At 61.3% G+C, this 12,020-nt stretch carries 10 protein-coding genes; 8 read left to right on the forward strand and 2 right to left on the reverse strand.

Annotation, left to right across the window (positions count from 1 at the left end; translation table 11 throughout):
- Positions 1-8 precede the first annotated feature (8 nt).
- Entirely contained in the window at positions 9-392 is a 384-nt protein-coding gene (locus tag M1E05_RS17275) for a cold-shock protein (protein WP_309106603.1), read from the reverse strand.
- Positions 393-564: 172 nt separating this feature from the next.
- Here M1E05_RS17275 and M1E05_RS17280 point away from each other — a divergent pair, with 172 nt between their 5' ends.
- The 7 genes from M1E05_RS17280 to M1E05_RS17310 all read left to right on the forward strand — a co-directional run bounded on the left by M1E05_RS17280 (position 565) and on the right by M1E05_RS17310 (position 8,794).
- Complete coding sequence (locus M1E05_RS17280) at positions 565-795, forward strand: hypothetical protein (protein ID WP_458113327.1); 231 nt, start codon at positions 565-567, stop codon at positions 793-795.
- A 10-nt stretch (positions 796-805) separates the two neighbouring features.
- Complete coding sequence (locus M1E05_RS17285; RefSeq protein WP_458113326.1) at positions 806-3,313, forward strand: helicase-associated domain-containing protein; 2,508 nt, start codon at positions 806-808, stop codon at positions 3,311-3,313.
- Between the two features lie 5 nt (positions 3,314-3,318).
- Positions 3,319-4,974 carry a DNA repair helicase XPB gene (locus M1E05_RS17290; protein WP_461163702.1) on the forward strand — a complete coding sequence of 552 codons (1,656 nt, stop codon included), beginning with the start codon at positions 3,319-3,321 and terminating at the stop codon, positions 4,972-4,974.
- Between the two features lie 80 nt (positions 4,975-5,054).
- The gene (locus tag M1E05_RS17295) at positions 5,055-5,765 is read left to right on the forward strand and encodes a response regulator transcription factor (RefSeq protein WP_309106599.1); all 711 of its coding nucleotides are present in this window, start codon (positions 5,055-5,057) and stop codon (positions 5,763-5,765) included.
- Positions 5,766-5,818: 53 nt separating this feature from the next.
- Positions 5,819-7,243, forward strand: a complete 1,425-nt coding sequence (locus tag M1E05_RS17300) for a sensor histidine kinase (protein WP_458114421.1) — start codon at positions 5,819-5,821, stop codon at positions 7,241-7,243.
- 97 nt (positions 7,244-7,340) lie between these two features.
- Complete coding sequence (locus tag M1E05_RS17305) at positions 7,341-7,628, forward strand: WXG100 family type VII secretion target (protein ID WP_458113324.1); 288 nt, start codon at positions 7,341-7,343, stop codon at positions 7,626-7,628.
- 317 nt (positions 7,629-7,945) lie between these two features.
- Complete coding sequence (locus M1E05_RS17310; protein WP_461163703.1) at positions 7,946-8,794, forward strand: metallophosphoesterase; 849 nt, start codon at positions 7,946-7,948, stop codon at positions 8,792-8,794.
- A gap of 24 nt (positions 8,795-8,818) precedes the next feature.
- Here M1E05_RS17310 and M1E05_RS17315 read toward each other — a convergent pair whose 3' ends face one another.
- A complete protein-coding gene (locus M1E05_RS17315) occupies positions 8,819-9,829 on the reverse strand; it encodes an RNase H family protein (RefSeq protein WP_461163704.1) in 1,011 nt (336 codons plus the stop codon).
- A 446-nt stretch (positions 9,830-10,275) separates the two neighbouring features.
- Between M1E05_RS17315 and M1E05_RS17320 the strand changes: the two genes are divergently transcribed.
- Positions 10,276-11,973, forward strand: coding sequence for a carbohydrate binding domain-containing protein (locus tag M1E05_RS17320; RefSeq protein ID WP_458113321.1), 1,698 nt, complete (start codon positions 10,276-10,278; stop codon positions 11,971-11,973).
- Positions 11,974-12,020 lie beyond the last annotated feature (47 nt).

Raw genomic sequence — 12,020 nt, forward strand, 5'->3', positions numbered from 1 at the left:
TGGGGGCCTTAAGCGTCCAGCTCGTCGGCGACCTTACGCAGGGCAGCGGCAATGGCCTTGCCCTTGTTACCCTCCGGGTACTTCCCGGCGGAAAGCGTTCCCGAGAGGTTGTCCAGCACGGTCACCAGGTCCTGGACCACCGGCGCCAGGTCCTTTGCGTTGGTGCGCTTGGCCTTGGCTATGGACGGCGTCTTGTCCAGGACACGCAAACCCAAGGCCTGGGCGCCCTTCCGGCCATCCGCTACGCCGAACTCAACACGTGTTCCTGCCTTGAGTTCCGTGATGCCCTCGGGCAGCGAAGACTTGGGCAGGAACACCTCTTGGCCATCTTCCCCTGCAAGGAAACCGAAACCTTTGTCCTTGTCGTACCACTTGACCTTGCCGGTGGGCATGCAATCAACCTTCTTCATTCTTCTGCGACTGGGAAACAGCCGTCCGCCGCCGCTAATTGGGCGGGTTTGGGCATGACGCCTGATCCATATTGGTCTGTTACGTCAACATTATCCTGCCGGGCCCCTGTTTCCTGCTTTCAGCCCGTCGGAGCCAGGCTGTTAGCGTTGCATCATGATTCCCTCCCGCTTCCAGCGGCCCTTCCAGATCTTGGCCGCTGCCGTGGCCATTCTGTCCCTGATCGCAGTTGGCGCCGTTATGGCCCTGGCTTTTGCAGGCATTGTTGCACCTGTCTGGATTACGTCGACGGCGCTGTATGGCTTACCGCTCGCGTTCCTGCTGATGCTGGCCCTGATTGCAGACGGAGTGGTCCGCCGGCGGGCAGGAAAGCCGTCCGGGCGGTAACGTTGGACTGATGTCCCTTATTCGCGCGCTCAGCAAGGAATTGGAGGCGCGCAGCGATGAATCGTTGCGGGCTCTTTTCTCCGCGCGACCGGACCTCATCTCTCCTGGCGTACCGGATTTCGCAGCCTTGGCGGCCCGCGCCAGCGGCAGGGTCAGCGTCCAGCGTGCCTTGGAGCGGCTGAACCGCCCCCAAATGCAGGTGCTGGAGGCACTGCACCTGTGCACCAACACTGACACCGGCCACAGCGCCTCCGCACCGGTCCTGAAAAAAGTGATCGCTGGTTCCACCCTCTCGGTGATTGAGCAGCTGCTGCACTCGCTTCAGGAGCTGGCACTGGTGCAACGTGCCGAACCTCCCCACGGTACGCCGCCTGCGGCCACCAGGCATCGCTTTTATCTCCCCGTTGGGAGCCTCAGGGACGTCGTTGGAATCTATCCGGCAGGGCTGGGTCGGAGCTATACCGAACTGGTCCGCCTGCAACCGGCCTTTTCCCAACGCGTAGTGCAGATCGTGGCAGAGCTGCGGGCAGCAGGTGCAGACATCCATCCCGCCACGACCCCCATGGACGCGGCCCTGTCCCTTCAGCATTGGACCTCGTCGCCCGAGTCGCTTCAGGAGATCCTTGCCTCTGCCCCGGGCCGGACCACTGCCCTGCTCGCCCGGTTTGGAAACTGGGCGATGGGAGCTGTTCCCCAGGCACAGCGCCGGACGTCGCTGGCAAACGAAGGTCACGACGTCGGGCCTGTCGACTGGCTCTTGGCCAGGGGCCTGCTTGTCCCCCTGGACGCTGCCCATGTGGAACTCCCCCACAGCGTGGGCATGTCCCTCCGCGGAGGGGCAATCATCGAGCACTTCACCCTGAAGCCACCGGTACCGAAACTCGGGTTCACCACCTCGGCACTGCGCCGCAACGCCGCCCTTGGCGCGATCGCCGAAACCCTTCGCCTCACCGGCGAGCTGCTCTTTGTTGTCCGTGGCCAACCCCTGGTAACTTTGCGCAGCGGGGGCGTCGGGGTACGCGAAATGAGGCGCCTTGCAGAGGCGCTGCGGATTGAACTGCAGCAAGCCAACCTGCTCGTTGAGCTGTGCGCCCTCGCCGGGCTCTTACGGCTCGACGTCGACAGTTCTTCGTGGGTTCAGCCGCCCCAGCTGGAGTGGCTAACGCTGCCCCGCCAGGAACAGTGGCTGTGGCTCGTCAATGCCTGGCTTGCCAGTGAACGTGCTCCTTCGCTCGTCGGTCAGCCCGTGTCAACCCAAGGAGCCGCCACAAACCGAGGAGCGGCGGGCAGCGTCATCAATGCACTGTCCGCGGAGGCCCAACGGCCCGATGCCCCGATCGTGCGCAAACGGATCCTGGAAATACTCCATGAGTTGACTGTTGAGGCTGCGGCGCCTGACGGGAAGGCCCCGGTGCTGGATGCTGCCGCGGTCCTGGAGCGCGCCGAATGGGCCCAACCCCGGATGGCCCGGCGCTTCGGCTCCCTGATCCGTGGTGTCCTGGCCGAGGCGGAGATGTTGGGCTTGATCGGATCCGGGGCACTCAGCCAACTTGGCGCTGCCGTGGCCTCAGGCCGGCCTGACGATGCTCTGGATATGCTGGGCGAGCACCTGCCGGCTGCCCTGAACCATGTGCTACTGCAAGCGGATCTTACTGCTGTTGCGCCTGGCTATCTCGCGCCGGAACTCAGCGAAAAGCTCCTCGTGATGGCCGACGCGGAAGGCCAAGGACCGGCAACCATCTACCGCTTCTCCGTACCCTCCATCCGCCGCGCCCTCGACGCCGGAATGGACGCCTCCATGCTCTTGGAATTCCTGCGCAGTCATTCCGCCACGGCGGTCCCCCAGCCGCTGCAGTATCTGGTGGAAGATACCGCGGCCCGGCACGGGAGGCTCCGTGTTGGGGCGGCAGCAAGTTTCGTCCAGGCCGATGATGAAGACGCTCTCCTGGAGCTGCTCAACAACTCCAACGCTTCCGGCCTGGGTCTGGTCCGACTCGCCCCGACAGTCCTCGTTTCGTCCTCCACTCCCCGGGAGACCGCCCAGGTTCTGCGGGACTTGGGTCTCTCTCCAGCTCTGGAAGACCACGAGGCCGCCGTCGTCCGGTTGCGGCGGACCACCGCGGTGGCCGGCAGTGGCGTTCCCGTATATACGGCGCCCAGAACAGCGCCCCTGGAATCGGATGTGAACGCCCAGCTCGCGGTTCTCCGGCAGGACCGCAGTGAAAACGGCGCGCGGCAGTCAACCGTTCCTGGGGATTCCCGGACAAAGGGCCTTGCAGAGGGGCGCAATAACAGTGAAGAGGTCACTCAACTCGGGCTGGAGACGCTCCAAAAGGCGATCCGGCTCAAGCAACGCGTCACGATGAACATTGTGGACAACCTCGGGAACGCGAACAGGGAAACCGTTGTTCCGGTAGCTGTATCCGGCGGCAGGGTCCGTGTGTTCGACCCCCACAAAGAAATTGAGCGGGTTCTCTCCATCCACCGCATTATCGACGTTGAACCAGCAGAGGAATAGCAACAGTGTCTGACGGCCCATTAATCGTCCAGAGCGATAAGACCATCCTCCTGGAAGTGGACCACGAACTTGCCACGGAGGCCCGCCATGCGATCGCGGCGTTTGCCGAGCTGGAGCGGGCCCCGGAGCATGTCCACAGTTACCGCCTCACTCCCTTGGGTCTCTGGAATGCCCGCGCCGCGGGACTCGACGCCGAACAGGTCCTTCATACGCTGCTGAAGTATTCGCGGTTCCCCGTTCCCCATTCGCTGCTGGTGGACGTCGAGGAAACAATGTCCAGATACGGCCGGCTTCGTCTGGAGAAGGACCCGCAACACGGGTTGGTTATGCGCACCGATGACTATCCCGTGCTCGAGGAGGTCTCGCGGGCGAAGAAGATCCAGCCGTTGCTCGGCCCCCGGATTGACGGCGAGACGGTGGTGGTCCATTCGTCCGCACGGGGGCAGCTCAAGCAACTGCTGCTCAAAATCGGCTGGCCCGCAGAAGACCTCGCAGGCTACGTTGACGGCACACCGCATCCCATCCTCCTGAACGAGACAGGATGGAAGCTCAGGCCCTACCAGCAGCTGGCGACCGAAAACTTCTGGGCCGGCGGCAGCGGCGTCGTCGTACTTCCCTGTGGTGCGGGAAAGACAATCGTTGGCGCGGCGGCCATGGCCATCAGTTCCACCACTACGCTCATTTTGGTGACCAACACGGTAGCGGCCCGGCAGTGGAAGGACGAACTGCTGAAGCGGACATCACTGACTGAGGAGGAGATCGGCGAGTACTCCGGGTCCGTCAAGGAGGTCCGGCCTGTCACCATCGCCACATACCAGGTCCTGACGACGAAGCGAGGGGGCCTGTACCCGCACTTGGAACTCGTGGACGGAAATGACTGGGGCCTCATCATTTATGACGAAGTCCACTTGCTGCCCGCTCCGATTTTTCGGATGACAGCCGATCTTCAGGCCCGCCGCCGCTTGGGTCTCACCGCTACCCTGGTCCGGGAAGACGGCCGGGAAGGCGAGGTCTTCAGCCTTATTGGTCCGAAGCGCTACGATGCGCCGTGGAAAGACATCGAGGCCCAAGGCTATATTGCTCCCGCCGATTGCGTCGAAGTCCGGCTTGATCTTCCTCGCGATGAGCGGGTTGCCTACGCCATGGCCGACGACGCCGACAAATACCGCCTGTGTGCGACGTCAGAAACGAAAACCCGGCTGGTGGAGGATCTCGTGGGCCTGCATCAGGGCGAGCAGCTGCTGGTGATCGGACAGTACATCGATCAGCTTGACGACATTGCGGAGAGGCTCCAGGCACCTGTGATCAAGGGTGAGACGCCGGTGCGGGAGCGGCAGAAGCTTTTTGATGCCTTCAGGTCCGGGGAACTCACAACCCTCGTGGTCTCCAAAGTGGCGAACTTCTCCATCGACCTGCCCGAAGCCTCGGTGGCAATCCAGGTTTCAGGGTCCTTCGGCTCCAGGCAGGAGGAAGCCCAGCGGCTGGGCAGGCTCCTCCGGCCGAAACAGGATGGCCGCTCGGCCCGTTTCTATTCTTTGGTTGCCCGAGACACACTGGACCAGGATTTTGCCGCCCGCAGGCAACGTTTCCTGGCCGAGCAAGGTTACGCATACAGGATCATGGACGCCAAAGATGTCGGCAGGAACCCCCAGGAAGCCTGAGGGACGAAGGGTTACGTTGCCCGTGAAACATACTGCTTTCGTCCAGAAAACTCCCAGACACTGGGAGCATTATGGGAAGTATGAAAAAGAATGGGCCCGAAGCCAAGCTCCTTGTTGTCGATGACGAACCGAACATTCGCGAGCTGCTGTCCACCTCGCTTCGATTCGCAGGCTTCGAAGTGGTCTCGGCCGGGAACGGACGGGACGCCCTGGCTGCAGCTGACCTCCATGCGCCGGATCTCGCCGTCCTCGACGTCATGCTGCCCGATATGGACGGCTTTACTGTCACGCGACGCCTTCGGGCCGCGGGCAAACACTTCCCCGTCCTTTTCCTTACTGCCAAGGACGATACGGAAGACAAAGTGACAGGGCTGACCGTTGGCGGCGATGACTACGTGACCAAACCCTTCAGCCTGGACGAGGTGGTTGCCCGCATCAGGGCGGTGCTGAGGCGCACCCAGCCGCTGATCGACGACGATGCGGTCATCCGTGTAGACGATCTGGAGCTCGACGACGACGCACACGAAGTCCGTCGGGGTGGAACCGTTATTGAACTCTCCCCCACGGAATTCAAGCTTCTGCGGTACCTCATGCTCAATCCGAACAGGGTGCTCTCCAAGTCCCAGATCCTGGACCATGTGTGGGAGTACGACTTCAACGGAGACGCTTCGATCGTGGAGTCCTACATCTCCTACCTGCGCCGGAAAGTGGACATCGACCCCGATGCCCCGGCGCTCATCCAAACCAAGCGCGGCGTTGGATACGTACTGCGAACGGCTGAGAAGCGCTGACGTTGCTGCACCGCTGGAAGTCGGCCTCCCTTAGGTCGCAACTCGTGGCCATCATGATGGCGCTGATGCTGGTCGCCCTGACTGTCACCGGGGCTGGAACCCTGACGCTTCTGCACAGCTATCTGCAGGGCCAGGTGGATGACAAGCTCAAGGCTGCCCTCGACTCCGCGCGCCGGCAGCAGTCATTCAGCCAGTTGCAGGAACAGAACCCGTCTGTGCCCACCGACTACTCGCTCATCCTGTACAGCCCCGGCCAGCAGCCCTTCCCGTTCGGCGGCAGCAAGGTTTCCCGTCCTGCCATCGACGGCATTTCCCCTGCCCAGGCTGATGCACGCAAGAATGTCCCGTTCCAGGTGCGCGGGACAGACGGCGGCAATTGGAGGGTCGTGGCGGTTAATGTGCTGGATGGAAACCAGCGCAATGCAGTGGTGATTGTGGGGCTTCCGCTGGCTCCGGTGGACGAGGTCATGGAGCATGCCGTCCTGGTGGTCGTTGGCGTGGGGCTCCTGACATTGGTGTTGGCGTTCTTCATAGCCACCTGGACTGTCTCGCGCTCCTTCCGGCCGCTGGGGAGGGTTGAAAAAACAGCTGCGGCGATCGCCGCCGGAGATCTTTCACGGCGAGTGGACGTTGAAAACCCCGGTACCGAGGTTGGCAGGCTGGCAAGCTCGCTCAATGCCATGCTGGCGCACATCGAATCGGCCTTCGCTGCACGCCTCGCCTCAGAAGAGCGCATGCGGCGTTTTGCAGCAGATGCCTCCCACGAGCTCCGCACACCCTTGGTTACCATCCGCGGCTTCTCGGAGCTGTATCGCCACGGCGCCCTGGCTTCAAAGGAGGATGTGGGCACCGCTATGGGCAGGATCGAAAGCGAAGCCAAGAGAATGGGCAGCATGGTGGAGGACCTCCTGCTCCTGACGCGCCTTGATGAACAGCGCCCCCTGCAACAAAAGCCGGTTGACCTGATGCTCATTGCTCACGACGCTGTGGTGGACACCCAGGCCAGCCAGCGTAAGCGGGACATCAGTTTAATAGGGCTCGACGGCGGCCCCACCGCACCGGCGCCCGTCCTGGGAGACGAGGCCAAGCTCCGCCAGGTTGTGGGCAATCTTGTGGGCAACGCCCTCCGGTATACCCCCGAGGGCACCCCCATTGAGCTCGCTGTGGGCGTCAGAGCCGACCACGAGGGCGGCCGGCGCTCTGTTATTGAAGTTCGGGATCATGGACCCGGCATCCCCGACGAGGAGGCACCCAGAATCTTCGAGCGCTTCTACCGCGCGGACACCTCAAGGACCCGCGAAACGGGAGGCAGTGGATTGGGACTGGCCATCGTGGCTGCCATTGTGGGCTCTCATGCCGGAACTGTCAGGGTTGAACACACGGAAGGAGGAGGCGCCACGCTGGTTGTCACCCTCCCGCACCATGATGGTCTGGCTGACACGAAAGATGACGTCGAAGTTATCCACATACAGGGATAGGCCATGACAGTGGCCTCCGCCGTCTCCGTAGGCTTGATGCAAGGGCCGGGACAACCGGTTTTGTGTTACCCACTAACAAGCATCGAGAGGCATCTCCATGACCATCATTTCCGTCGATACCGAACTTCTCCAGGTCAAGTCAGCAAATGTAAAGGCCACCGTGGACCGCATCAGCTCGGATGTCCAGACAATGAAACGCGGCCTGGACGAGCTGCAGGCCACATGGCGTGGTTCGGCTGCCACCAACTTCCAGTCCCTTGTTACCGAGTGGACGCTGACACAGGGCAAAGTGGAGGCGTCCCTGGCATCCATAAATCTTGCCCTGAGTTCGGCGGCTGCCAGTTACGCGCAGGCTGAACAGGGCAACGCTCAGCGGTTCAGCTAGGTGCCGTTTCTGTTAGTGCCCTTTAGGTCAGCTCCGCCAGCGTTGCCTGCTGGCATCTCCGCTCTGCCCACTCGTCAGGTCACCGCCGCGAAAGCTATGCTCGGAACTGAATGGCCAACCTGCAGGGTCGGTGAACGAGGGGATGCGTGTTTGCCATGGGATTCAGCAAATCTTCCATCCGCGTAGGGCTAGCGGCAGTCTTGTTCTGCCTCGGCATGACAGCTTGCCAGCCGGCCTCACAGTCTGATGAAAGATCGGTCCACTTCACTGCGGCAGGAGATATCGGCGTCGGCAAAGGTGCAACAAGGGTCCTCGACGTGATCGCTGATTTGAAGCCGGACCTCAATATTGCACTTGGCGATCTTTCCTACGAGGCCGGCATCGAGGAAAAGTTCTGTGACATGGTGAAGGAAAAACTTGGCAAGGAATTCCCGTACCAGCTGATCACCGGGAACCACGAAAGTGACGGGCATGACGGCGATATTGCCAACTTTGTCAAATGCCTGCCCAATAAACTGCCAGGGCTGCAGGGAGAGTACGGGACTCAATGGTACGTAGACGTCCCGCAGGATAAGCCCCTTGTCCGATTTGTTCTGGTGTCACCTGGAATTGATTTCCATGGGGGCGAGCGGCTTGATTACTCCGAGGGAAGCGAGCGTTGGAGGTGGACTGAGGCCGCCATTGACGGTGCCCGGGAGGCAAACATTCCTTGGACTGTGGTGGGTATGCACGCTTCGTGCTTCAGTATGGGCCGCTACGAATGTGAGCCCGGAGCACCCTTGATTAACATGCTTGTCAGCAAGAAAGTTGATTTGGTTCTCTCCGGCCACGAGCACGTTTATCAACGGACCCACCAATTGAATGTTAATGACAGCTGTCCCCGACTGGTTCCGGGGAAGGTATCGGGAAATTGTGTGGCGGACGACGACAACGAAATGAAGGAAGGTCAAGGAACGGTTTTCGTTACCAACGGCGTTGGTGGAGTCTCGCCTAACGAAGTTTCAGATACTGATTCTGAGGCCGCGTATTTTGCTGTCTGGTCAGGAAAGAACCGCGATCCTGCACAGGGAACGCTCGACGTAAGAGCCACGGCTTCCCGGCTCGATGTCCGCTTCGTCCCTGCGGCAGGATCTTCCTTTACGGACGATTTCGTACTTGAGAGGTAGCTGAAGCTGAGGGGACTGGTGCGCTTATGCTTCCTCTGTCCCCTGGTGAAAGCGGATCCGCCATTGAGCCCCGTCAAGAACCCAGAGGGAGCTGCGGAGCGTCGTCCCGGTCCGCGTGTGGCTGCGGTAGGTCAAAAGCACCGCAGTGGGGCAGATACGGTCGGCTGCCAGAAGTTCCAGCTCAGTCCTCGACCCCGGATTCTCCTCCAGCTCCGTCATCATCGCGTCCCGGGTCCAGAGCCGCCCTGAGCTTCCGATCTCAGTAAAATCCCGATGCAGCAAAACTCCAGTCCGCCCGATGTCTGCCCGCACTTCCGGGCTGAGTAACTCGCGTTCAAGCTCCTCCACGATAACTTCCGGGGCAGGCTCGGCGGCAGACGGCAGGGCAAAAGGATCGGCGTCGAGTTCGCTGAAAAGGTCAGGTTCCTCGTAAAGTGCCGCCTCCCCGTAGCCATGCGAGGGTTCCGGGCGTGAGGCTCCCGCCTTCGTAGGCACGGGAGCTGCAGGTAGAGCCTCCAGGGGCTCCCTGCGGGGGGTGGCTTCGCTGGTGCCTGTCCCAGCTCCGTGGACGCCGGGGAAACCGGGTCCCGTTCGGACGGCAATACCCTGCTGATAGGCGGTAGCGGCTGCCCGGGCACGTTCATCGGCAGCCTCGTTCAGCTCGTGACCGGCATGCCCCCGTACCCACTCAAAAGTGTAATTGCGTCCGGTCAAGGCCTTATCAATCTCTTTTAGAAGCTCGACGTTGAGCACAGGCTTGCCGTCCGCCTTGCGCCAGCCCTTGCGCTTCCATCCCGGCATCCACTTTGTAACCGAGTTGATGACGTACTGGCTGTCGCACAGGATCCGCAAGTCCTCGTCCGGCAAATGGGCGGTTGCATGGAACAAATCCAGCACGGCCATGAGCTCGCCTTGATTGTTGGTGCCATGCGGCCATCCTCCGGCTCGCCAGCAGTCCTCATCTACGAACCAGGCCCATCCGGCCGGACCAGGATTTCCTAAAGCCGAACCGTCGGCCGCTGCAATTATCGTCACCTGAACATCCTGCCAGAACAGTCCGACAGTGAGCAGCTTGCCCCATGTTTGGTGGCGACCCGGGCACTGCCGTCAGAGCACCTCTGGCCCGAACACTACGAAGACGACCGCAATTATGACCTGATTTTTTTCTCGGCCTCCTCGTAGCTGCCCGGCCAGGTTTTGTAACAGCCAATGATGAAATAGCAGGTCCCCCGGGTTCTAGGGGCAAAAGGCCCGGTTTTTAAGTGACGCAGACCTCAAAATGGCATTGTTAGCGCGCGCACATACACATCGTTTCAATGTCATCTGAAAGACAGGCCGAGCACCCTAATGCCGTTACCAAAGTGTGACATAGGGGATACCCGCTGGTAGTCTCGGCTACCGACATCGACGGCCGCAACGCAATGGCATCCATTGATGCCCGTGTCGACAGCCGGTCCCCCAGCCAAGGAAGTAGTTCAAACTTGAATACGACCCCCCAACGAGGACGGCATGTCCTCGTCCAATCAAACACGCCCCCGGCAGCTGAACGCCGCAGGTTGTCCCCCCTGGCAGCCAAGGCCCTTGCCCTCGGAGGCGCGGTGTCTGTCCTCGCCACCGCTATCCCTGTTGGCCTCGCGGCAACGGCAGCCACATCGGAATACGTAGTCAATGGAGGCTTCGAAAACGGCACGACGGCCTGGAAGACCAATACGGCAGCCCAGAGCATCACTGCTGTTTCCGGCGGCCGTACCGGTCAGGCAGCATCGTTGGCGACGTCCACCAGAGGTGACGTCGTCCTGAACGACAAAGTCGCTACTATCCCCACGACCACCAGCGGAAAGACTTATTCCGTAAGCGCATGGGTAAAGACTCAGACGCCTGGTGTCTCAGGCCAGCTCCGTATCCGCGAAGTATCTGCATCCGGAGTCAAATCTCATTCAACACCTTTCAAGCTGAGTGACACCCAATGGCACGAAGTGAAGCTTTCAATGACCACTAGCTCCAGTGGCGGCCACCTGGACCTGAATGTTGTGGGCACCTACTTCGCCACAACAAGTAAACTCCTCGTCGACGACGTCTCTCTGAAGGACGCCTCGACCGGCTTGGCTACTACCTCGGCAGCACCCGCCCCGACGACGACGTCCCCGGCGCCCACCACCTCGGCACCCGCACCCACGACGACGTCCCCCGCGCCGACGACCTCGGCATCCGCACCCACCACAAGCACTCCGGCACCAAGCACCAGCGCCCCGGCACCCGCACCCACCACAAGCACTCCGGCACCGGCACCAACGACGGCCGCTCCGGCGCCGGCGCCGACGGCGGCTGCACCCGGTACAGCGACCCTCACAGGTACCCAAACACCGGAGATGGGGATTCCCAGCAAGGTACTGGTCGGAGCCGCCTATGGCGGAAATACAGATCCTGCCGATTTTGAGCAGAGGATCGGCGGAACCCTCCAAATCCGACGGACTTTCTGGCGTGGGGACAACGTTGACTCAGCCGTCCGCATGGCCACCGGTGACGTAGCCAAGGGTCGTCTCCCATGGCTCAGCTTCAAGCTGCCGTACACCTGGTCAGAGATGGCTGCCGGTAAAGGCGACGCTTGGGCCAAGGATCTCACGCAGAAGCTGGCCGCCCTCAACGCGCCTGTCTGGGTCGCCTTCCACCACGAGCCTGAAGGGGACGGGGACGTCACCCAATGGGTTGCCATGCAGCGAAGGCTGGCACCAATCGTTCACGCCAACTCCAACAACATTGCGTTCAGCACCATTCTTACCGGCTGGCACCAGTTGTACGGTGATTCGCAGTACTCCCTGGACGCCCTCTACCCCGGCGACGGATTGGTAGACATCATGGGCTTTGACCCGTACAACGAATACGGGGTAGTCAAGGACGGAAAGACCATCACGAATCCGTTCAAGTTCAATCTTCCAGCTCTCTCGGCCTTCGCGAAATCGAAAAAGGCGGCCTGGGGCCTGGCTGAAACAGCATTGACTGATGAGGCTTCCAGGGTAGACCCGACCTGGATGGACCGGACCTACTCCGAGCTTTCCGCCAACGGAGCAATCGCCATGACGTACTTCAACACCGAAGTCAACGCCTATGGTTCCTGGCTCATCAATGACCCGGCCAAGACTCAGCAGTTTGCTGACATCCTCAGGCGCGCAGAGGAATAACACGTCAGCGCTAGAATCAGACTCACGAGCTTGAGCAAGCGTGGGGA

Source organism: Arthrobacter sp. R4-81 (genome assembly GCF_054792365.1).

Excerpts from the sequence above, each read along its gene's own strand:
- M1E05_RS17275 (WP_309106603.1), bottom strand. The coding sequence starts at position 392 with ATGCCCACCGGCAAGGTCAAGTGGTACGACAAGGACAAAGGTTTCGGT.
- M1E05_RS17280 (WP_458113327.1), top strand. The coding sequence starts at position 565 with ATGATTCCCTCCCGCTTCCAGCGGCCCTTCCAGATCTTGGCCGCTGCC.
- M1E05_RS17285 (WP_458113326.1), top strand. The coding sequence starts at position 806 with ATGTCCCTTATTCGCGCGCTCAGCAAGGAATTGGAGGCGCGCAGCGAT.
- M1E05_RS17295 (WP_309106599.1), top strand. The coding sequence starts at position 5,055 with ATGAAAAAGAATGGGCCCGAAGCCAAGCTCCTTGTTGTCGATGACGAA.
- M1E05_RS17300 (WP_458114421.1), top strand. The coding sequence starts at position 5,819 with ATGATGGCGCTGATGCTGGTCGCCCTGACTGTCACCGGGGCTGGAACC.
- M1E05_RS17305 (WP_458113324.1), top strand. The coding sequence starts at position 7,341 with ATGACCATCATTTCCGTCGATACCGAACTTCTCCAGGTCAAGTCAGCA.